Consider the following 22,926-nt stretch of genomic DNA (forward strand, 5'->3'; position numbering starts at 1 on the left):
AGCGGGGAAATGCCAATGCATAAATCCGGTCACAGCTTTCAAGTATGGCTTGCGTCAATCATCCTCGCGTCTGCCTTAACCGGATGCGGTGCCCAAGACAATCCGAGTCAGAGCAGCGGAGGGGGAGCGGTCTCGCCCTCGCCTTCCTCGGCTGCCGGCACTGCGGGGAACGGTACTTCCGACGAAACATCTTCAGAAGCGGAGAAGCCGGCTGAGACGGTTGAAATCCGCGTATTCGGTTCGGATGAAGAGCTGGAAAATATCGTGGAGCGGAAGGTTTCCGTCGTCAAGGGCACGGACTTGGAGCTGGTGGAAAGCGCTTTGGCCGAGCTGCGGAAAGACGGCGACGGCAGCATTTCCATGTGGAAGGGTGTGCATCTGCTGTCTACGAAGCTGAAGGACGGTATCGTAACCATTGATGTTCATATCCCGGACGAAGCGCGGCTTGGCGCGCCGGGAGAGCTTCAAATGGTTGAAACGCTGAAGAGCACGTTATTCCAGTTTTCTTTCGTAGAAGGTATCGAGGTGCTGGTAGCAGGAGAAGCGGTTGAAAGCATGATGGGGCATGTTGAGCTTGAGCACCCGTATGTAAGATAAAGGCTGCATCATATCATAATTTATCCAATAGAGGAGTTATCGACGATGCCAATGGAATTGAATTGGAGAAAGATTATGACCGGAGCGATCGTGGTGTCGCTGGCAACCGGCAGCGGAGCGGCCGTATTGTCGTCGCCTATCGAAGTGAAGGCGGAAACGTTGGCTTCGGCTGCTTCGCCGTTTACGGACGTAAACGCCGGCCATTGGGCGGAGAAACATATTGCGAAGCTGTATTTGCAAGGGGTAATCGACGGTTACAAAAATGCGGCTGACGGCACATCGACGTTTAAGCCGGAGAAAAGCGTATCCCAGCAGGAAGCGGTGCTGATGGCGCTTCGTTTTGCAGGGCTCGTCGATCAAGCCGATGACGACGCGATTATCGTGTTCGATCAAAAATTTGTCGTGAGCGAGTTTTTTAAGGCATACATAGAGTTAGCTTTTACGGAAGGTTTGTTGGACCGCGAGGAAGAATATGCGCTGGCTGCGGCGGATACCCAAAACACATGGGGGACGAAGCCCGCAAGCCGCGAGTGGGTTACGAAGCTGATTATCCGAGCAATCGGACAGAAGTCCGCTGCGGATCAACTGCAAAATTCGGAATCGCATTTCGAGGATGCTGGAGATATTGACACCCGTTATAAGGGCTACGTCAATGCTGCGGTTCAGCTAGGCCTTGTGAAAGGGATGACGGAAACGACGTTTGCGCCGGACAAGGCGGTTACGCGGGCAAGCCTGGCGACTCTGCTCAGCAGAGCGCAGTCCAGCTTCCCGATGGAGTACGAAGGCCAAGTATCGGGCGTCGTCTCCAACTTGACGGATACTTCACTCACCCTTTACAGTGACGGGAAGGAAACGACCTATACGCTGGATGCGGGCACGCTGTACTTCCACTACAACTCCGAAAAGCCGGCCACGAAGGACCAGCTGCTGGAATTCGGCGATGCAACGGTTATCGCGAAGGACGGCAAGGCGCTGTATGTAGAAGTGCAGGGCGACAAGCAACATACCGAGACCATCTCAGGCACTTTCGCGCGCTATAATGCGGCGGAAAGCACGATTTATATTTGGGTGAACGATAAACCGGTTGAAATTCCATACGAGGCGGGTCTCGTCATTGAAGATGCAAACGGCAAAGCACTTTCGATCTTGGACTTGAAGGCCAATGCGAATCTGACTATCGTGCAGGATACGTTCCGCGAAACGCCGACCGCGATTCGTATTGTTGCGGCAACGGCTCCTACGGCGACAATGATTGCCGGAACATTCCAATCGGGCGATAAGAACATTATTACGGTCCGGACTTCGGACGGCAGTCTGGTATCGAAGGACGTTGCGCCGGGCGCAACGATCGAGATCAAAGGACTTGAAAAACCGGGCTTCGAAGATCTGATTAAGAGCGAAGATACGGTCGAGCTGACGCTAAACGCCAACGATCAAGTAACGGCTGTCAAAGTAACGAACCGCGAAATCGATGTTATGATGGGCGCCCGAATTACCCAGTATGACGGAAAATATAAATTTATGACGGTCGTCGATCTGAACGGCGAACCGTTCTCGTTGAAGCTGACGGACAAATCCGCATTCGATTATACGGGCTCGTCGATTGACCTGAATACCGCGATTTCCCTTATTAGCCAAAACTACTATGCGACGGTGCGTTATACGGATAACCTCATCGTTTCCGTAAGCTTCAGCAACCTGCTTTCGGGCAGCGTGACGGCCATCGATACGAAGCTGAAAACGATCACCCTTCTCGCGAACGGCTCGACGATTACTCTGCCGTATACCGCCACTTTAATCGAGCTCGCCGGACGTCCGCTAGCCAACCATCTTGATATCGACCCTGGCGATGTCGTAACGCTGAACTTGAATCCGGCGAAGTTCGAGGCTTCCTTGATTCGCGTGCATTCCGCAGCGAAATATACGGTGACTTCCATTGATACGACCAAAAACATCTTGAAGGTGAAAACGTCCACGAACCTGACGCAGGAGATTTCGCTTAACAATGTTGAGATTTTGTTGGCGAACGGAACGAAAGGCACGGTGTCGTCACTCAAAGCGGGTACCTCGGTCGAGGTGTCGTATGTCGGCAGCTCTGCGGTTAAGGTACAGCTAAACGGATAAAACGGTTTCATTTCTTAAATTATCGTTTCAAGATTGAAAAAGCAGGAACGTTTTGTGAAAAACTGCCCTACGGGGCAGTTTTTTTCATACAAAAAGAGGATTTATTGTTGCGTACCGTGACAAATTTCGCTACACTTTGAACGATAGTGTAGAGTGGAGGCTTTGGTTTACGATGAATGCGAAGCAGAAAATGCATCATATATTGGATATCATAGCGGAGATGTTCCCGGACGCGCATTGCGAGCTGAATCACGAGAATCCTTTTGAGCTCACGATCGCGGTGCTGCTATCAGCTCAATGTACAGACGAGACGGTGAACAAAGTAACGGCGAGCCTGTTTCAGAAATATAAGACACCTCATGATTATTTGGCCGTACCGCTGGAAGAGCTGGAGCAGGATATTAGGCGAATCGGCCTGTTCCGCAGCAAGGCATCCAATATACAAAAGCTGTGCCGCATTTTGATCGATAAATACGAGGGAGAAGTTCCTGAAACTCACGAAGGCTTAACCGAGCTTCCCGGGGTTGGGCGCAAGACCGCGAATGTTGTTATGTCGAACGCGTTCGGCGTTCCTGCGATTGCGGTCGATACGCATGTGGAACGCGTATCCAAGCGTCTTGGTATCGCAAAGCCCGACGATACCGTGCTCGCCGTGGAGCAAAAGCTGATGAAGCTGGTTCCTAGAGACGAATGGACGCTGACGCATCACCGGCTAATCTTTTTCGGACGTTACCACTGCAAAGCGCAAAGCCCGCAGTGCCCGATTTGTCCGCTTCTGGATGTATGCAAGGAAGGCCAGCGGCGTATGAAGCCGGCGGTTAAGACCAAAAATAAGGGCAGAACAACAAAAATAGCCAATGAAGGATGATGAACATGAAGTGCATTTCCGTCTATACCAACAACTTTGAATTGTTTTCCGATATTTACGAGCAAGTATTGGAATCTCCGCCGGAAGAGAATGAGGACATCGTGATTGAAGGCGTTACGGTAAGCGGCTCGGGCGAAGTGCCGGACCAATATATCGATCGTATGCGCTCGAAGCCGGAAGTTGTTGTGATGAAAGAGAAGGAGCGCAATATTATGATCCTTCAGCATGGCAACGTCTTTGAAATTTGCTTGCCTTCAGGCGAAGTAGAAGCCGTATAGGAGCGTTTGGTCATGACAGTAACGACAGTACAAGGCATAGCGGAGGCTTTGAAGAACGCAGCCGCTGCGATGGCCGGTTCAGGCGATCATACCCGCGCAAGACAAGCGGGAGAGCTAAGCAGTAAGCTGACCGAAGGTCGGCTTACTGTCGCTTTATGCGGACATTTTTCCGCGGGCAAATCGACGCTCGTCAATCGGTTATGCGGCGCTGATCTGCTTCCGTCCAGTCCGATCCCTACAAGCGCAAATGTCGTTTCGATCCGAGGGGGCGATAGAGCGTACGCAGAGGTCGAGAAGGTAACGGGAACCGGGCAGACGGTGCAAGCCGAAGTGCCGATTGATCAGTTGAGTCAATATTGTACAGACGGCGAACAATATACATCCGTTTCCATCGTGTACCCGAGCGAGCTGCTAGGCGATCATATCGTGCTTCTCGATACGCCGGGCATCGACTCGACGGATGATGCGCATCGGATGGCGACAGAGTCGGCTCTTCATTTGGCCGATGTCGTCTTTTATGTAATGGATTATAATCACGTCCAATCCGAGATCAACTTTGCATTCGCCAAAGAGCTGAAGGATTGGGGTAAGCCCTTATATTTTATTGTCAATCAAATTGATAAGCACCGCGATCGGGAGCTAAGCTTCCCCGACTATCGAAGAAGTGTGGAGGAAGCGTTTCAAGCCTGGCATTTGGAGCCGGCGGGAATCGTTTATTTGTCGTTGCGCCAGCCGCAGCATCCGCATCATGAATGGGAGAAGCTGCTTCAATTGTTTGGCGCGCTGGCTGAGATGCGCGAGAAGCTATGCGCCTATAGCGTGGACGCGTCGCTGCGCCATTTGGCGGAGGCCCACTTGAAATGGCGGGAGGATATGCAGGAGCCGGAGAGAGAGAGACTGTTAGCAGAAGCCGGCGGCGAGGAGGCGGCCGCAGGCTTGAAGCAGGAGATCGCGAGTCTCTCCGGGCAGCTGGCGGACCTTGCGTCCAAGCGGGAGAGCTATCGGGCGGGACTTCTCCGGGAGCTGCAGTCCATTCTGGATAATGCCAATATTACGCCGGCCGCGCTTCGGGATTTGGCCCATTCCTTCCTGGAGAGCCGGAAGCCCGGCTTTAAGACCGGACTTTTGTTCTCGGGCGCGAAGACGGCGGCCGAACAAGCCCGAAGGCTGGACGTATTCCGGGAAGAGCTGGGGAGTCTCGTGAACGCTGCAATCGATTGGCACGTCAAGCAGCTGCTCAGGAAGGCGGCGGAAGCCGTTTCCTTCGATAACGAACAGCTAGAGAAGCGAATGGCGGAAGCCGTCGCTTGGCTGCCTGATGAGGCTTGGCTTACGGGAAGAGTCAAGCAGGGGGCGGTAATGGGCAATGAGTATACGATGACCTATTGCCGCGAGCTGTCAGCGGATATAAAGAGCCTGTACCGTCAGCGCGCCCTCGAAGTGATCAATGAATTGGCGGACTTCGCGGCCGAGGCTGGCGCGGCTGAAACCGCACAGGTGGAGAAGAAGCTTGCTTCGCTTCGCGAACAGGCCGGATCTCTCACGAAGCTTGAAAGCATGCGCGCCTCGCTCGATCAGCAGGCAAAGGAGCTTCGATCCGCTCTGCCTGCTCCCGTCAATACGCCGGTATTGCCTGCTCCTTCCGCTAGCGCCGGCTCGTCCGCCGAAAGCGCGGGGGATGAAGGCACGGCAGCTCCGGTCGGGCCAACGACATCTGCGCAAACGGCTCCAACCAGCAAGCAAGTTGCCGCCGCGTCCGAGCTGACCGCAGCCCGGAAATCGGCATTGGCCGGCCGCAATGGCGGCTCCGCCTTGTCCGCGCAAAAGGCGGCGGCCGCCAAGCTCATAAGCGCGGCGGAGCTGCTGTCAACGCACGCGTCGCTGCGGAGCGCAGCCGAATCGATGCGCCAGAAGGCGAACAGGCTGCAAAGCAGCCAATTTACGGTGGCGCTGTTCGGCGCGTTCAGCGCAGGCAAGTCGTCGCTGGCCAACGCTTTAATCGGTGAGGCGGTGCTGCCGGTGTCGCCGAATCCGACGACAGCCGCCATTAACCGGCTGATGCCGCCGACGGATCAATATGCGCATGCCGAAGCCCGCGTCGTGATGAAAAGCAGAGAAGCGATTATCGCCGATTTGCGGTATTCGCTGGCGCTGCTTGGAGAAAACGCAAGCGAGGATCAGCTTCCCGACGCGGCTTCCATCATGAAAGCAATCGACCGCCTGACGCCCGGGGCGATCGGCGCCGGCGGCCGGCCGCATTACAGCTTCTTGCGCGCCGCGCGCACAGGATGGGAGCGCCATGAGCCGCTGCTCGGCCAAGAGCTGAAGGTTAACGGAGACGAATACTCCCGTTACGTGGCGGAGGAATCGCGATCCTGCTTCGTAAGCGAGATCGACTTCCATTATGACTGCCCGCTGACCGCGGAAGGCATCGTGCTCGTTGATACGCCGGGCGCCGATTCCGTTAACGCCAGACATACAGGCGTCGCCTTTAATTATATTAAGAACGCAGATGCCGTCCTTTTTGTTACCTATTACAATCATGCCTTCTCTCAGGCCGACCGGCAGTTCCTGGATCAGCTGGGAAGAGTGAAGGATCAATTCGAGCTGGACAAAATGTTTTTCATCGTCAATGCGGCCGATTTAGCCGCGGATGAAAACGAGCTTCAAGGCGTGCTCGCGCACGTTGAAAGCAATCTGCTGCAGCATTCGATCCGTTCGCCGCGCCTTTTCCCTGTCTCTAGCATTGAGGCGCTCGACGGCAAAATGGACGGCAATGAAGGCCTGCTGAAGCGGTCCCGGCTGCTTGCGTTCGAAGAGGAGTTCTTATCCTTTATTCAGAACGATCTAGGCAGACTTGCGGCGGATTCCGCCGAGCAGGAGCTGAACCGGACCATCGGAACGGTTGCGAACTGGCTGAAGGGAGCCGAGGGCGAAGCAAGCGACAGAGAGAGCGAGCTTAAGCGGTTGACGCTGGCCGTTCAGTCGGTGCGGCAAGAGCTCGATACGATGACGCTCAGCCGTCTGCCCGAAGGCTTTAAGCAGGAAGTGAAGGAACTGCTTTATTACGTCGTGCAGCGCGTGCAATTCCGGTTCGGCGATTTTTACAATTTTGCGTTTAATCCATCCGCGCTTCAGGATGACGGCCGCGATTTGAAACGGGTAATATGGACCGCTTGGCTGGAGCTGCAGCGTCTCTTGCAGCGCGAGCTGTCGCAGGAGCTGCTTGCTACGACCCTCCGGCTCGAGCGCGCCGCGCATGATTCGCTAAAGAAGCTGTTCGACGCGTGCGGAGGCTTCGCTGCCGAAGCGGTACACGGTTATTCGCCTTTGCCGTACGAGGCGGCCGAGCTGCCGGCGCCTGCGCAATCTCAGGAATGGGAGGCCGGCGGAATCGACGTCAAGTGGCTGTGGAGCCGCTTCAAATCGCCGCGGCAGTTTTTCGAAGGGGACGGTAAGGCCGCGCTGCGCAAGGATCTGGAAACCTTCGTTTTTCCGGCGATGCAGCAGTGGTCGGGTGACGTTTCGGAAAGCTGGCTGGCGCATTACGAGAAAGTATGGAAGGAAGCCTCCGAAGCAGCCGGCAACCGATTCATGCAGGACGTTACGGCTTATGCCGAAGGCAGAAGAAATTCGCTTACGGACAGCGCGGAGCTTGAGGAATTAATAAGACTTCATGACGCGCTGTCTCATCTCTAATTGTTTAGAATCGATGCCTTTTTCATCGCATTTATCGCTCAATGCTTTTACCAGGGTTGTTTCACCTGGTAAAAGCATTTTTTATTTTTTGTGTGCATATGTGCAAAAACGGAGTAATACGCACATATTGGTAACGATTTTCGACGATTTAGGAGCAAAATTGGTTTCGGGTTCATCAATCGGTGGCAAAAGGTGCTAAACCTCACAATTCGCAACATTATCGACTTTGCTACCCTAAACCGATGCTGATAATATTCATTCATACTTAAAATAAAGAGACGGGGAGATGGGTTTCGGTGGACGTATTAAGGCAATTGAAAGCCTTTTATTTTCCAGAAAGGAAGTATTTGATCGCGTCGATTTTTTTTCTGATGTGCGCAACGGCGCTAGGCTTGGTGTATCCGAACCTGCTGCGTTATCTCATTGACGATGTGGTTCGCCCGAAAAACTTTGAGCTCGTGCCGCAGCTCGCGCTGATTGTTGTCAGCGTCATTTCTTTTAAAGCGCTTAACCAGTTTCTGCACGGCTTTTTCGGCGGCCGGCTGGGCAACAGAGTCGCTTACCGGCTGCGCAACGCGCTGTATGATAAGCTGCAGACCTTATCCTTTCAATATTATGACAAGGCCAAAACAGGCGATTTGATGTCCCGTCTCACAGCCGACCTGGAGGCCATTCGAAACTTCATCGGCTTCGGGTTTGCGCAAATTTTGAACATGGTGCTGATGGTAGCGTTCGGCGGAGCGATGATGCTGTCCATCCACTGGCAGCTTACCCTGATTACACTCATCACCATTCCCGTTCTCGCTTTCCTCGCGGTACGCTTCGAGAAGCGGATTCACCCGGCTTTCCGGGAAATGCGGCAGGCGATGAGCAACCTGACTACCGCGGTGCAGGAGAACATTACAGGAGTTCGCACGGTGAAGTCGTTCGCACGCGAAAAGCATGAAGTGACGAAATTTTCCGTCCGCAACGAAGCTTATCAAAAAAATCAAATCGGAGCGGCGAGCCTATGGGCTAAGTTCTTCCCGGCGATGGAACTCACCGCCAACATGAGCGCCGTAATCTTGCTTATCGCAGGCGGTATGATGGTGATAAACAATTCGCTGCAGCTCGGTGAATTCGTCGCTTTTTTCAGCTTAATTTGGTACATTATCGGCCCGATGTGGGGTCTTGGCTTCCATATTAACAACTACACGCAATTCAAAGCGTCCGGGGAGCGCGTGCTTGGACTGCTGAACGAGCATATCCATGTAAAAAGCGCGGATAAAGCGATTGTTCTCAGTCCCGAGGACGTGAAGGGGCATGTTCGTTTCGAACATGTGACATTCAACTATCCGGACAAATCGGCGGCGTTAACCGATATCAACATCGACGCGCCGGCCGGCTCGGTGATCGGTTTGCTGGGCGCGACGGGCGCAGGCAAGTCGACCATCATTCAGCTGCTTATGCGCGCCTACAACGTGAAGCAAGGGACAATCTCCCTTGACGGGGTCGATATCCGCCAGATTGACGTGGAATCGCTTCGCCGCCAGATCGCGCCGGTATTCCAGGAAACCTTCTTGTTCTCCGCTTCGATCCGCGACAATATCGCGTACGGCGTCCGAGATGTCACGCAGGAGGAAATCGAATACGCAGCGCAGCTGGCGAAAGCGCATGATTTCATAATGGAGCTGCCGCTCGGCTACGACACCGTCGTCGGCGAAAGAGGCATGGGCTTGTCCGGCGGACAAAAACAGCGGATCGCGATCGCCCGCGCGCTCATCAAAAATCCTCGCATCCTCATTCTGGACGACGCGACAAGCGCGGTCGATATGGAGACGGAGCACGAGATCCAGGCCGGCTTCAAGGAGCTGATGGCGGGCCGCACGACGTTTATTATTGCGCACCGCATCTCTTCATTGCGCCATGCCGACGAAATTATCGTGCTGGATAAAGGCCATATCGTGCAACGCGGCACGCATGCGGAACTGATCGCGATGCCCGGACCGTACCGTGAAACGTATAACATTCAATATGCGGATTTCCCGGCGGGCGATAAAAACACGGCTAACGTAACGGATATTAACGAACGGAGAAGGAGTATCGTACAATGAGCGCAAACGCAACCGCAAAAGGACGGAGCCGCAACGAACGGTTTGTCTATCAGGATGACGACGCGATAGAAAAGCCGTTTAACTGGTCGCAGCTGCGCCGTCTTTATACGTATATGCGGCCTTACCGCAGGCAGCTGATGCCGGTTATCCTCATGATGATGATCGGAACGCTGACACGCCTGACGAACCCGTTTTTGATGATCTATGTCATTGACCATATTCTCGATCCCGACAAGGGCTCGGGTAACGTCACCTCGCTTGTGCTGACGGGTGCCGGCATGCTTGCCCTGTACGCGGTACAGTGGGCGTCCAACAACTATCGGATCAAATATACGAGCATTATCGGACAGAAGGTCATTTACGATCTGCGCAAGCATCTGTTCGAGCATATTCAGAAGCTGAGCTTCCGGTTTTACGATAAGCGTCCGGCCGGATCCGTTCTCGTTCGGGTCACAAATGACGTCAACGCTTTGCAGGATCTGTTCACGAACGGGGTCGTCAACCTACTGATGGACTGCATTCAGCTTGTCGGTATCGTCATTATTTTGCTGGGGCTTAACGTCAAACTTGGCCTCGCGGTTATGATTACCGTGCCGGTCATGTTTTTGGTTTCGACGTCCCTTCGCAAGAAGATCCGCTTCGCTTGGCAGGATGTCCGGATGAAGCAGTCGCGGATTAACGCGCATTTGAACGAAAGTATTCAAGGCATGAAGGTGACGCAAGCCTACGCTCAAGAGAAGGACAATATGGCCTTCTTCAATCATATGAACACGGACAATATCAAGTCGTGGAACAAAGCGTCGGCGCTCAACCAGGCGTTCGGTCCGATTATCGAGGTAACGTCGGCTATCGGTACCTGTATACTGTTTTGGTACGGAGCGATACTCATTCAGAACGACGTACTGACGGTCGGTTTGCTTGTCGCTTATGCGAACTATATCGGCAACTTCTGGGAGCCGATCAACCGGCTGGGCCAAATGTATTCGCAGCTGCTGATCGCCATGGCATCGTCGGAGCGGATATTCGAATTTATCGACGAGCAGCCGACAGTCGGCGAAGCGCAGCATGCTAGGCAGCTTCCCGCCATTAAAGGCGATGTGACGTTCGATAACATTGTGTTTGAATACGAGAAGGATAGACCGGCTCTTAAAGGCATCAGTATCGATGTCAAAGCGGGCCAGTCGATCGCGCTCGTCGGCCATACGGGCTCCGGCAAAAGTACGATTATTAATCTGCTCTGCCGCTTTTACGATCCGGTGCAGGGAAAAGTGCTTATCGACGGCATCGATATCCGCGATGTCACCATCGAGAGCCTTCGCTCGCAGGTTGGCCTTGTCATGCAGGATACGTTTATATTTGCAGGCTCCATTCGGGATAACATCCGATATGGCCGGCTTGACGCGACGGACGAGGACATCGTGAAAGCCGCCCAAGCCGTTCATGCGCATGACTTCATCATGTCGCTGCCGGACGGATACGACACGCAGGTGGAGGAGCGGGGCAACGTCTTGTCGATGGGTCAGCGCCAGCTGCTTTCCTTCGCTCGCGCTCTGCTTGCCGATCCCCGCATCTTAATATTGGATGAAGCGACGGCTAGTATTGACACAGAGACCGAGCTGAAAATTCAAGAAGCGCTGAAGGTGCTGCTGAAAGGCCGGACGTCGTTTATGATTGCGCATCGGCTGTCCACGATCCGGAACGCGGATGAAATTATCGTGCTCGACCACGGCAGAATCGTGGAGCAGGGCAACCACGAAGCGCTGATCGCGAAGAAAGGCGTCTACAACGGATTAATCGAAGCGCAATATCGGTTCTTATAGGAGAATATATTGATTTTTGATGAAAGAACCTCCACAATGGAAGAAAAATGTTGCCGCATGAGCGGTCATCTTCCAGGAGGTTCTTTTTTGTCATGTATGGAGCACCGTTATCGACCAGAGCTCGGAAAGTTTTGCTGCTCGGTTCAGGAGAATTGGGCAAAGAAGTCGTCATGGAGGCACAAAGACTCGGCGTTGAGACGGTAGCTGTCGACCGGTACGCGAACGCGCCGGCAATGCAGGTCGCCCATCGCAGCTATGTGGCGGATATGCTGGACGGCGATGCGATTCGCCGAATCATTGAAGAAGAAAAGCCGGACTACATCGTTCCAGAGATCGAAGCCATCGCTACGGAGACGCTGCTTGCGCTGGAGACCGAAGGGCATCGCGTCATCCCTACCGCGCGCGCCGCAAGGCTGACGATGGACAGGGAAGGGATCCGCAGGCTGGCGGCGGAGACGCTAGGTTTGCCGACAGCGCCATACCGGTTCGCAGATACATTGGAAGAACTAAGGGAAGCGGCTCAGGCGCTTGGATATCCATGCGTCATTAAGCCGATTATGAGCTCCTCCGGCAAAGGGCAGAGCGTCTGCAAATCCGAAGCGGAGCTGGAGGAATGCTGGAATTACGCGATGGAAGGCGGCCGGGCCAAAAAAAGCCGCATAATCGTCGAAGGCTTTATTACATTCGAATCCGAAATTACGCTGCTTACCGTCCGTTCCATATCCGGAACTAGCTACTGCGCTCCGATCGGACATGTTCAGAAGGATGGGGACTATATAGAGTCTTGGCAGCCGCATGCTATGACCGAGGAGCAAATTCGGGAGGCGGAGGCTATCGCGCTTAAAATAACGAATGAGCTTGGCGGCTACGGCATCTACGGCGTGGAGCTGTTCCTGACGAATGACGGGGTTTTGTTCAGCGAAGTTTCACCGCGTCCGCATGATACGGGCATGGTGACGATGGCTACGCAGGATCTTTCGGAGTTCGCGCTTCATATCCGGGCCATATTGGGCTTCCCGATTCCAAGCATTCGATTGCTCACGCCTGGCGCATCGCATACGCTGAAGGCGGACCGGGAATCTAAGGCTTTCCGCATTGGCGGTATGGAGGAGGCTTTGGCCGTTCCGAATTCGCAAGTTCGCGTCTTCGGCAAGCCGGAGACGAAGGTCGGCAGACGGATGGCGGTAGCCCTCAGCACCGCAGCTGATACGGAAACCGCTCGGGCTAGGGCCCGTGCCGCGGCTGAAGCGCTGCATATAAAGTACGATAACGAATAAGCGAGGGTTAACAGCATGGCGAAGAAAGACAGAAGAAGATCGCAAGACCGGCCTGCCGTCAAGGAGAAGGCGTCTGAGCCGCAGGGGGCGACGCTGAAGGATTTGCTTGGCGCGGATACGATCAGCAAGCTGAAAGCGCAGGCGGAGGAAATGAAGCAGGCGGAGGCGGCGCGCAAAGAGCAGCTGCGGAAGCAGGAGGAAGAAGCGAAGAAGCAGGAACAGAAGCGTCTGGAGAACGACTTCGCTTATTTGCTCGAGAACAGCGACAAGAACTGGAGCAAGTATAAATAATGTCGCAAACCAGCGGGTTGACGCCTTTCACCCAAGCTGTGCTAACCGTCATTCAAGCGATTCCGGAGGGCAAGGTGATGACCTACGGGCAAATCGCAAGACTGGCCGGAAGTCCCAGAGGGGCGAGACAAGTCGTACGGATCCTTCATGCGATGAGCAAAAAGCATCGGCTTCCCTGGCATCGAGTCATTAATGCCAAGGGAGAGCTGCCGGATTTGCAGGATGAGCTGGCCGAGCTTCAAGCCTTTCTGCTACAGTCCGAAGGCGTAGAGGTGACGGCTGGCAGAAAGGTTCATCTAGAGCGGTATCAATACCACCCCGTTCCGCATACGCAGGGGGAATAGATGGGGAGCATGCTTCGAATTAAAGCATGCTCCTCTTTCTGCTGTTCACCGACCTGCCTTTTCGCCCATACAATACAGCAATGCGTGTATAATGAGAAGCCCTTGCCGGAGAAGGGCAAAGGAGGCGGCAAGATGCAAGTCACGGTAAGGAGTGGAGACTCGTTCTGGCGGTACAGCGTGCTGTTCGGCATTCCGTTCCAATTGATTATCGATTCCAATCCCGGGACGGATCCGAATGCGCTCGTAATCGGCCAGTCGGTGCAGATTCCGGGTTTTGTCTGGTCGAACTATACGATTCAGCGAGGCGATTCCTTATGGAGAATAGCGGTCCAAAACGGGATATCGACGGAGCTGCTGCTGCAGACGAATCCGGGTCTCGCGGCGAACGCGCTGCAGATTGGCCAGGTGATACGCGTTCCGATTCGCATTACCGGACCCATTATTCAACCGCAAAGAGAATATACGTACGCCGCGCTGCGAGAAGATCTTGCAACGCTTCAGTCGGTTTATCCGTTTTTAAGACGTTCCTCCATCGGACGCAGCGTAATGGGAAAAGAAATCCCGGAGGTTCAGATCGGCATCGGTCCGAAATCTATCCATTTTAACGCTGCGATCCACGCCAACGAGTGGATCACGACGCCCGTGCTTATGCGGTTTATGAACGAATATGCGCTGGCGCTTACAAACAGCGCGGACATTCGAGGTGTGCCGATGTATCCGCAATATTTGCAAACCTCGCTTTCCATCGTTCCGATGCTCAATCCGGACGGCGTCAATCTCGTGATCAGCGGCCCGCCTGCTGAAGAGCCATACGGAATGAACGCGCTGGCTATCAACGGGGGAAGCGGCGATTTTAGCGGCTGGAAGGCGAACATTAGAGGCGTTGATCTGAATAAACAGTTCCCGGCGTTATGGGAGCGCGACGCGGTTATTGGCCCGCAGGAGCCTTCGCCTCGCGACTATTCCGGAGCAGCGCCGTTGACCGAGCCGGAGGTGCAGCATCTGGCCGCTTTGACGCGGGAGAGAGATTTCGACCGCGTGCTTGCCTTCCATACGCAAGGCGAGGTATTCTACTGGGGCTTCGAAGGACTCGAGCCGCCTGAATCCGAAGTGCTGGCCAGCGAATTCGCGCGCGTGAGCGGCTACAGCTCCGAAAGATTTATAGAGAGCACGGCGGGTTACAAGGATTGGTTTATTCAGGATTGGCGCAGACCGGGCTTTACGATTGAGCTGGGGCTCGGCCAGAACCCGCTGCCGCTCTCCCAGTTCGGCAGGATGTACGACGCCGCTTTGGGCATTATGCTCGCGGCGCTTTATATGTAACCGCCATCCCGATGACATTTGACTTTGGGTGGAAGAAGCGGGACGCGCGTGCATGCGCGTCCTTTTTTTACCTGGAGGGCATAAGGCGGCGTGGAAATGCAAACCATGGTAACAACTGAGGTGAAATGAGTGAGATGACGAATCGGAAAATAGGTATCGCGCTGGCAGCCGGTTCGCTCCTCGCGACGGCCTTTATGATAGCCGGATTATGCTTCGTCGCCATAGATATGGCTGCGCCTGCGGCTGCGGAACAGAAGCCGGAGGAGACCGGGAATGCGGCGGATGCCGGCAGCCTTGTTCCGTACCGAGAGGCTGAAGAAATCCGATTGCTCGCGTTAGGCGATTCTTTAACGAAAGGAACGGGCGATGCGACGGGTCAAGGCTATGTCAGGAGAGTGGCGGACGGCTTAAGCAAGCGTTATAACAAACCGGTCAAGCTGCTGGGCAATTTGGCCATAAATGGTATGACCGCGCAGGAGCTCGCCGAACGTCTGGAACGCGATGAAGGCTATCAATACGCCGTAAAAGGCGCGAATTTGATCGTTTTTAGCATCGGAGGGAACGATTTGTTTTTATCCGCATATGCAAGCCTAAACGGAAGGGAACTGAATGAGGCAGCGATCGACGAGCTCGCCGGCGACTTGGATGAAGCGCTGGAACGGTTCAAGCGGGTTGTGGAACGGCTGAACGCATTAAATCCGAATGCCTCCGTTGTTTATATGGGCTTGTATAATCCGTTTTTCGAGCTGGAGGAGCTCCGCGGCGCAAGCGCAAAGCTTCAGGACTGGAACAGGGCTGCGTACAGCGAGCTTTTTCGCCATCCTCAAATGCTGATGGTGCCGACATTCGATCTGTTTGAATTCCGCGTCCTCGACTATCTGTCTTCGGATCATTTCCATCCGAATGAAGCAGGGTATGAGCGGATCGCGGAGCGGATGCTTGACTCGCTGTAATCGAATCCATGTATAGGAGGTGAAGGCTATGAACGAGCCTGTGCTTGCCGTTCGTCAATTGTGTAAACATATAAAGGGCAGATCGATCGTCGATCATGTCAGCTTCGAAATCGGCGAAGGCGAAATTGTCGGCTTTCTTGGTCCGAACGGCGCCGGTAAAACAACGACGATCCGCATGCTTGTCGATTTGATCAAGCCTACATCAGGCAAGGTCGTCATCTGCGGGCATCATGTGGCGAAGGAGCCGGAGAAGGCGCTTCGATACGTCGGCTGTATCGTTGAAAATCCGGAAATGTACAGCTTTATGAGCGGTTGGCAAAATCTCGAGCATTTCGCCCAAATGCTTGATCATGCCGATGAGGCGCGGATTCGGGAAGTAACGGAAATCGTCCAGCTGGAAGACCGGATACACGACAAGGTCAAGACGTATTCGCTTGGCATGCGGCAGCGGCTTGGCATCGCGCAAGCTTTGCTTGGCCGGCCGAAGCTGCTAATTCTGGACGAGCCCACGAACGGACTTGATCCGAAGGGGATTAAGGAGTTAAGATCGTTTATCCGTCAACTGGCATCCGATGGTTTAAGCTTGCTCATCTCCAGTCATCTGCTCAGCGAGGTGCAAATGCTATGCGACCGCGTCATCATTATCGATCAAGGGAAAGTGATTGCGTCGGGGAAGATCGATGAGCTCATAAAGCAAGCCGCCGGGCATGTGCATTGGGTGCTGGGAAGCCGCGATGCCGGAGTGAAGCTGCTTTCGAGCGATAACCGGATTAAGGTGCTAGCCGGTACGGAATCAGCCGATGATGCCTGCGGTCCGATTGTAACGGCTATGCGGGAGGAGCTTATCCCGGAAACCGTTCGCAGGCTGGTGGAGCACGGTATTCCCGTCCACGCCGTTCATAGAGCGGAAACGACGCTGGAGGAGATGTTCCTGGCGATGACGGAGCGTGATACGATTGCTTAAGCTGTTCGCTTTAACTCAGAATGAAATCGTGAAGCTCTGGCTGAAAAAACGATTTTATGTCATAATTCTTATTCTGCTGATCATAATTCCGATCTTTACTTATGCGGAGCATAAGCTCGCCCAAACAAACGCGGAGCATTTTCCCGATTGGCGCAACAGGATTTTGCAGCAAATTGCGGATATCGAAAACACATTGGCCAGCGATCGGATTCCGGAGGAGTGGAAACGCGGCAGGCGGATTGCCGTGCAGCAGCTGCAGTATTACTTAGATCATGATATCAACCCAAGCGAACCGAGCGGAGTTCAATTTACCCGAGAATTTTTAGGCAACTCCGTTACGCTGTTTATTCCGATGCTGGTGCTGGCGATCGGCTCCGATATCGTCTCGGGAGAGCGTACGGGCGGCACGATCAAAATGCTGCTGACAAGGCCCGTGAAGCGTTGGAAGGTACTGCTGAGCAAACTGCTCGCGCTTGCGCTTTATGTATCGCTGACCATTGCGGCGACGGTCATCTTGTGTTACCTTATATCCGGCTTCGTATTTGGTTACGGGGGATGGTCGGCTCCGGTGCTCGCAGGCTTCAAAATAGAGGGATCGTCGGTAGACAGCGCGTCAGTCTATGCTGTGCCTCAGTGGCGTTTCCTGCTGATGCAGGCGGGGCTCAGCTGGTATTCGGCGATGACCGTCGCGGCGCTCGGACTGATGACAAGCGTCCTTCTTCGCAGCACTGCCGCAAGCATGGTGTCGATGATGGCCGCGGTCATCGCCGGCTCGATCTTGTCGTCGATGTCCTCCGCTTGGACGACCGCAAAATATTTATTTTCCGTCAATTTGAATTTATCGGGTTATTTGGTCGGAACCCCGCCGCCGATTGAAGGAATGACGCTTCCTTTTTCCGCATGCGTGCTCGCGGTTTGGGGGGCGGCGGCGATAGGGGTAGCGTTCCGCGTCTTTACGAAAGGGGACATCTTGAATTAAAATAGCTTGAAGATACGAGAATCGAGATTGACAGACACGGATTGGGGGAAGCTCATGGCTGAGCAAATGGATTTATTCGCAAACGCACCGGCCGGCGAACGGAACTACGAGGCCGATGATATACAGGTGTTGGAAGGCCTGACGGCTGTCCGCAAAAGGCCGGGCATGTACATTGGCAGCACAAGCACCTCCGGCTTGCATCATTTGGTTTGGGAAATTGTCGATAACGCAGTGGACGAGCATTTGGCGAAATTTTGTTCCGCGATTGAGGTCACGCTGCATAAGAACGGTTCCATTACGGTGTACGACAACGGGCGCGGAATACCGACCGGCATGCATAAGACCGGGATTCCTACGCCTCAGGTCGTATTTACGATCCTGCATGCGGGCGGCAAGTTCGGCGGCAGCGGTTACAAAAAGTCCGGCGGTCTGCACGGCGTAGGCGCGTCCGTCACAAACGCGCTGTCGGAATGGCTTGAGGTCGAAATTTACCGCGACGGCAAAATACATAAGATGAGATTTGAATACTGGGTTGACGATAAGGGCAAAGAGCATGTCGGCGAGCCCGTTACCGGCCTGGAAGTGACCGGCAATACGAACCGGACGGGAACGAAGGTTACGTTCAAGCCGGACGGACGCGTGTTCCAAAACGGCACATCGTTTAACTACGACACGCTGGCTGAGCGCTTGCAAGAGATCGCGTTCCTGAACTCCGGCCTAAAGGTAACGATTAAGGATGACCGCAGCGGCAAAGCCGACGTGTTCCACTATGAAGGCGGCGCAAGCCAGTTCGTTCAATATTTGAACGAGGACAAAACGGTGCTGCATGACGTCATCCACTTTACTGGCGAACGGGACGACATCGAGGTTGAAGTGGCGCTGCAATATAACGACGGTTATACCGAGACGCTCGCGTCCTTCGTCAACTCGATCCCAACGCGGGGCGGCGGGACGCACGAGACGGGCTTTAAAACGGCTTATACGCGCGTCATGAACGATTACGCGAGGAAGACGGCGATCCTGAAGGAGAAGGACAAAAACCTGGAGGGCAACGATCTTCGCGAAGGCATGATGGCCGTTATCAATATTAAGATGGCCGAGGTCGAATTCGTCGGGCAGACGAAGGATCAGCTCGGCAGCGCTTCCGCGCGGAGCGCGGTTGACGCCGTTGTGGCGGAGCGGATGCAGGTATTCCTGGAGGAGAACCCGCAGGTCGCGCAGACGCTGCTGAAGAAAGCGGTGCAGGCCTCGAAGGCGCGAGAAGCGGCGCGGAAAGCGCGTGAGGAAATCCGCAGCGGCAAGAAAAAGAGCGAAAGCTCCAATCTTGGGGGCAAGCTGACGCCTGCGCAGTCGAAGGATTATACCCGCAACGAGCTGTTTATCGTCGAAGGCGACTCCGCCGGCGGCTCCGCGAAGCAGGGCCGCGATTCGAAGCATCAGGCGATTCTGCCGCTGAAGGGCAAGCCGATGAACCCGGAAAAAGCGAAGCTCGTCGATATTTTGAAAAACGACGAGTACAAAGCGATCATTACGGCGATCGGAGCCGGCGTCGGTCCGGAGTTCGAAGCGGAAGAAAGCAACTATAGCAAAATCATTATTATGACGGACGCGGACACGGACGGCGCGCACATTCAAGTGCTGCTCCTGACGTTCTTCTACCGGTACATGAAACCGCTCATCGACAGCGGACGCATTTATATTGCGCAGCCGCCGCTCTACAAAATTACGCGTAAATCCGGCAAGCTGGAGACCGTGCGTTATGCGTGGACGGACGAGCAGCTGCAAAATTATTTAAAGGAATACGGCAAAGGCTACGAGCTTCAACGCTATAAAGGACTCGGCGAGATGAACCCGGAGCAGCTGTGGGAAACAACGATGGATCCGGAGACGCGCACGCTGCTGCAGGTGCAGATTGAGGATGCGGCCAAGGCGGAGCGCCGCGTGTCCACGTTGATGGGGGATAAGGTAGACCCTCGAAAACGCTGGATCATCGAGAACGTAGACTTTACGGAATATGAGGAATAGGGGGGAGCAAGCATGAGTATCCTGGAACAATTCCTGCCGGCGTTTCTGGAGGAGGTCGTAGGCGACCGATTTGGACGCTATTCGAAATACATCATACAGGATCGCGCGATCCCCGATGTCCGCGACGGACTGAAGCCGGTGCAGCGGCGCATTCTGTACGCGATGTACGATGCGGGCAATACGCCGGACAAGCCGTACCGCAAATCGGCCAAGACGGTCGGCGACGTTATGGGCAATTACCATCCGCACGGCGATTCTTCCATCTACGAAGGCATGGTACGGATGGCGCAGCCTTGGAAGATGGGCTATCCGCTCATCGACGGACACGGCAACTGGGGCTCGCAGGACGACGATCCGGCGGCGGCAATGCGGTATACCGAGGCGCGCTTGTCCAAAATCGCGATGGAACTGCTGCGCGACATCGACAAACGCACCGTGCAGTTCAAAGATAACTTTGACAATACGACGAAGGAGCCGGTCGTGCTTCCGTCGCGTTACCCGAATTTGCTGGTGAACGGTGTCAGCGGCATCTCCTCCGGCTTCGCGACGGAAATTCCGCCGCATAACTTAAAGGAAACGATCGACGCGTGCATCGCCTATATGAACAAGCCGGAGCTTCCGCTTGAGGAGCTGATGGCGATCGTGAAAGGACCGGACTTCCCGACGGGCGGTCTAATTATGGGCGAAGAAGGCATCCGCGAAGCGTATTCGACGGGTAAAGGCCGTATCTACATCCGTTCGAAAACAACGATCGAAGATTTGCGCGGCGGCAAGCAGCAGATCGTCATCACCGAAATCCCTTACCAGGTCGTTAAGTCGAGACTGGTTACCGCTATGGAAAATATCCGCCTTGAGAAGAAGGTGGAGGGGATCGCGGAGGTGCGGGACGAGAGCGGACGCAACGGTCTCCGTATCGTTGTGGAGCTGAAGAAGGACGCCGACGCGAACGGTATTTTGGCTTATTTGTTGAAGAAAACCGATTTGCAGGTGACCTACAACTTCAATATGGTGGCGATCGTCAACAAAGCGCCGCAGCAGTTGGGCTTAAAGCCGATGCTAGCCGCGTACGTCGACCACCAGAAGGAAGTCGTCACGCACCGGACGCAATACGAGCTGGAGAAGGCGGAAGACCGCGCTCATGTTGTGGAAGGGCTCGTAAAGGCGCTTAATATATTGGATGACGTTATTGCAACGATCAAAGCATCCAAAAATCGCGCCGACGCGCAGGATAACCTTATCGCGAAGTTTGGCTTTACGGAACGGCAAGCCGACGCGATATTGACCCTCCAGCTGTACCGCTTGACGAATCTGGAGATTACGTCGCTCGAGAAGGAGCTTAAGGAAGCGCAGAAGCGTATCGCTTATTTGCGCTCGATTCTGGAAAGCGAGAAGAAGCTGATTGGCGTCATTAAGGATGAGTTGACGGAGATACGGGACAAATACGGCGTGGACCGCCGTTCCGAAATTCAGGGCGAGGTTGAGGAGCTTAAGGTTAACCTTGAGGTGCTTGTCACGCCGGAGGACGTCCTCGTGACGTTAAGTCATGACGGCTATATGAAGCGGACCAGTATGCTGAGCTTTACGCGCTCCGGGGGAGAGCTTGAAAGCGCCGGCGTTAAAGAAGGCGACGTGATCCGTGAGCTGCTGCAGGTCAATACGATCGACAATTTGCTTCTCTTCACGCGCAAAGGCCAATATTATATGCTGCCGGTTCATCAAATTCCGGAATTCAAATGGAAAGAGAACGGCACCGCAATCGTAAATATAGTGCCGCTGCCGAAAGACGATTCGATCGTCAGCGTCATTCCGGTCAAAGACATTCAGCAGCCGGACCTGTCACTAGTGTTCGTCACGAAGCGCGGACAGGTAAAGCGAACGGAGCTGAAGGAATACGCAACGACGCGTTCAACGGCGGTAGCCGCCTGCAAGGTGGCGGACGGCGATGAAGTGATTCAAGTCTTGGTGAGCGACGGCGCCAAGCAAGTGATGCTTGTATCGAAAAACGGCATGAGCATCCGTTTCCAAGAGACGGAGGTTAACCCGATGGGCCGTGTGGCTGCCGGCGTAAGGGGCATGCAGCTGAAGGAGGACGACGAGCTCATTGCGGCGATGCTCGTGGCGGATGACGAAGGCGAAGTGCTGGTTATTTCGGAAATCGGCTACGCGAAGCGTTCGCTGCTGCTTGATTATCCGATCCAGGGAAGAGGCGGCCGCGGCGTGCAGACGTTCGAATTTAAGGAAGGCAAACGTGTCCGATCAAATGGAGAAAGACTAATTGCCGCATATTACTGCAGGCAGCCGCTCGAGGTTGTTGCGCTTACATCCGGCGACGCCAAGCTGCCGGCCGACTCGGAGAAAGCGCCGATCGAGGAGCGTAAATCCGTCGGCAAAACGTTATTCCCAGTTGAGAAAAACGACGTCATTGTATCAACCTTCATTCGTTCGGTACCCGATCTTAATCAAAAGGCTGATTAGGCGGATTCAGACGATTTATTAATTCGAGGAAGGCTTCCAGCATGACCCACAATGGCACGAGCTCATCCGGGCGTTCCAGCCATTGCGGGTCTTTTATTATGCCGTACTCCCGGATTCGTTTCATAACGTCGGCTTTCCTCTCATCCATTGCGGTCACGCTCCTATCATTTCGCTGTTTCCACCCATCATTAGCGCGCAAAGTCGGGCTGTCGCCTCATTATATGTCAGAACCTGTCAAACGGTTCGAAAAAGTAGCGATGAGTGACGCAAACTATTAATTGCATTAACCTTTTATTCGACATTTTCAATTGCTATAATAATGAATAGAGTAGGAACAAATAGGAAAGAAAGCAGGTGGGAGTATGGTGTCCGAAGACTTTACGAGACTGTGGACGAAGCTGTCGCGCGAGTGGAAGATCAATCTGGAGCAATCGCTGGCTCCGCTAACGGAAGGCCAGCTGAACGTGCTGGAGCTGCTGCTGGAGTCTCAACCGATGAAGCCGTCCGATCTCATTCAATATTTATCGACGACACCTGCTGCGATAACGACTTTGTTGGATCGGATGGAACGGAATGAGCTGATTATCCGAACGCGGGACGATAATGACCGCAGAATCGTCTGGATCTCCGTGTCGGAAAAAGGACAGGCGGAGGCCGAGCGTGGCCGGGCCATTCGGAAAGGCATGATTGAGCAATCGCTTGACCGCATATCGAGCCATAATCAGCAGCTGCTTGTCTACCTGCTCGGCAAGGTCGCCAGCAGCTCCTAACGATAGAAAGGCCGCTTCCCCAATGATGAGGGAAGCGGCCTTGTTC

18 protein-coding genes are annotated in these 22,926 nt (G+C 54.3%); 17 read left to right on the plus strand and 1 reads right to left on the minus strand.

The features are described 5' to 3' along the window. Nucleotides 1-15 precede the first annotated feature (15 nt). From D3P08_RS08895 to gyrA, 16 genes are all read left to right on the plus strand, one after another. The gene (locus D3P08_RS08895) at nucleotides 16-597 is read left to right on the plus strand and encodes a GerMN domain-containing protein (protein WP_162848403.1); all 582 of its coding nucleotides are present in this window, start codon (nucleotides 16-18) and stop codon (nucleotides 595-597) included. A gap of 45 nt (nucleotides 598-642) precedes the next feature. After that, nucleotides 643-2,721 (plus strand): S-layer homology domain-containing protein, encoded by a 2,079-nt coding sequence (locus D3P08_RS08900; RefSeq protein WP_119599157.1) that lies wholly within the window; start codon nucleotides 643-645, stop codon nucleotides 2,719-2,721. A gap of 172 nt (nucleotides 2,722-2,893) precedes the next feature. Next, a complete protein-coding gene (gene nth, locus D3P08_RS08905) occupies nucleotides 2,894-3,589 on the plus strand; it encodes an endonuclease III (protein ID WP_119599158.1) in 696 nt (231 codons plus the stop codon). Between the two features lie 5 nt (nucleotides 3,590-3,594). Further along, nucleotides 3,595-3,867, plus strand: a complete 273-nt coding sequence (locus D3P08_RS08910; RefSeq protein WP_119599159.1) for an NAD/NADP transhydrogenase alpha subunit — start codon at nucleotides 3,595-3,597, stop codon at nucleotides 3,865-3,867. Between the two features lie 12 nt (nucleotides 3,868-3,879). After that, nucleotides 3,880-7,566, plus strand: coding sequence for a dynamin family protein (locus D3P08_RS08915; RefSeq protein WP_119599160.1), 3,687 nt, complete (start codon nucleotides 3,880-3,882; stop codon nucleotides 7,564-7,566). Between the two features lie 296 nt (nucleotides 7,567-7,862). Further along, nucleotides 7,863-9,659, plus strand: coding sequence for an ABC transporter ATP-binding protein (locus D3P08_RS08920; protein ID WP_119599161.1), 1,797 nt, complete (start codon nucleotides 7,863-7,865; stop codon nucleotides 9,657-9,659). After that, nucleotides 9,656-11,479 carry an ABC transporter ATP-binding protein gene (locus tag D3P08_RS08925; protein WP_119599162.1) on the plus strand — a complete coding sequence of 608 codons (1,824 nt, stop codon included), beginning with the start codon at nucleotides 9,656-9,658 and terminating at the stop codon, nucleotides 11,477-11,479. Before D3P08_RS08920 ends, D3P08_RS08925 begins: the two co-directional genes overlap by 4 nt. Before the next feature lie 92 nt (nucleotides 11,480-11,571). Next, nucleotides 11,572-12,756 (plus strand): formate-dependent phosphoribosylglycinamide formyltransferase, encoded by a 1,185-nt coding sequence (gene purT / locus D3P08_RS08930; protein WP_119599163.1) that lies wholly within the window; start codon nucleotides 11,572-11,574, stop codon nucleotides 12,754-12,756. 15 nt (nucleotides 12,757-12,771) lie between these two features. Then, nucleotides 12,772-13,047: a YqkE family protein gene (locus D3P08_RS08935; RefSeq protein ID WP_119599164.1), complete on the plus strand. Its 276-nt coding sequence runs from the start codon at nucleotides 12,772-12,774 to the stop codon at nucleotides 13,045-13,047. Further along, nucleotides 13,047-13,391 carry an MGMT family protein gene (locus D3P08_RS08940; RefSeq protein ID WP_119599165.1) on the plus strand — a complete coding sequence of 115 codons (345 nt, stop codon included), beginning with the start codon at nucleotides 13,047-13,049 and terminating at the stop codon, nucleotides 13,389-13,391. The genes D3P08_RS08935 and D3P08_RS08940 overlap by 1 nt, the downstream gene beginning before the upstream one ends. A gap of 132 nt (nucleotides 13,392-13,523) precedes the next feature. After that, the gene (locus tag D3P08_RS08945; protein ID WP_119599166.1) at nucleotides 13,524-14,714 is read left to right on the plus strand and encodes a M14 family metallopeptidase; all 1,191 of its coding nucleotides are present in this window, start codon (nucleotides 13,524-13,526) and stop codon (nucleotides 14,712-14,714) included. Nucleotides 14,715-14,848: 134 nt separating this feature from the next. Continuing rightward, complete coding sequence (locus D3P08_RS08950) at nucleotides 14,849-15,667, plus strand: GDSL-type esterase/lipase family protein (RefSeq protein WP_162848404.1); 819 nt, start codon at nucleotides 14,849-14,851, stop codon at nucleotides 15,665-15,667. A 28-nt stretch (nucleotides 15,668-15,695) separates the two neighbouring features. After that, nucleotides 15,696-16,631 carry an ABC transporter ATP-binding protein gene (locus D3P08_RS08955; RefSeq protein WP_119599168.1) on the plus strand — a complete coding sequence of 312 codons (936 nt, stop codon included), beginning with the start codon at nucleotides 15,696-15,698 and terminating at the stop codon, nucleotides 16,629-16,631. Then, the gene (locus D3P08_RS08960; RefSeq protein ID WP_119599169.1) at nucleotides 16,624-17,610 is read left to right on the plus strand and encodes an ABC transporter permease; all 987 of its coding nucleotides are present in this window, start codon (nucleotides 16,624-16,626) and stop codon (nucleotides 17,608-17,610) included. The genes D3P08_RS08955 and D3P08_RS08960 overlap by 8 nt, the downstream gene beginning before the upstream one ends. Before the next feature lie 54 nt (nucleotides 17,611-17,664). Then, entirely contained in the window at nucleotides 17,665-19,635 is a 1,971-nt protein-coding gene (gene parE, locus D3P08_RS08965) for a DNA topoisomerase IV subunit B (protein WP_119599170.1), read from the plus strand. A 12-nt stretch (nucleotides 19,636-19,647) separates the two neighbouring features. Further along, a complete protein-coding gene (gyrA, locus tag D3P08_RS08970; protein ID WP_119599171.1) occupies nucleotides 19,648-22,110 on the plus strand; it encodes a DNA gyrase subunit A in 2,463 nt (820 codons plus the stop codon). Here gyrA and D3P08_RS27250 read toward each other — a convergent pair. Then, on the minus strand, nucleotides 22,091-22,258 hold the full coding sequence (locus D3P08_RS27250) for a hypothetical protein (RefSeq protein WP_162848405.1): 168 nt from the start codon (nucleotides 22,256-22,258) through the stop codon (nucleotides 22,091-22,093). The two genes, gyrA and D3P08_RS27250, sit on opposite strands and share 20 nt — an antisense overlap. A 214-nt stretch (nucleotides 22,259-22,472) precedes the next feature. On the opposite strand from D3P08_RS27250, the gene D3P08_RS08975 reads away from it, so the two are divergent. Continuing rightward, nucleotides 22,473-22,880: a MarR family winged helix-turn-helix transcriptional regulator gene (locus tag D3P08_RS08975; protein WP_119599172.1), complete on the plus strand. Its 408-nt coding sequence runs from the start codon at nucleotides 22,473-22,475 to the stop codon at nucleotides 22,878-22,880. Nucleotides 22,881-22,926: the final 46 nt, after the last annotated feature.

The organism is Paenibacillus nanensis (assembly GCF_003583765.1).
Taxonomy (GTDB): domain Bacteria; phylum Bacillota; class Bacilli; order Paenibacillales; family Paenibacillaceae; genus Pristimantibacillus; species Pristimantibacillus nanensis.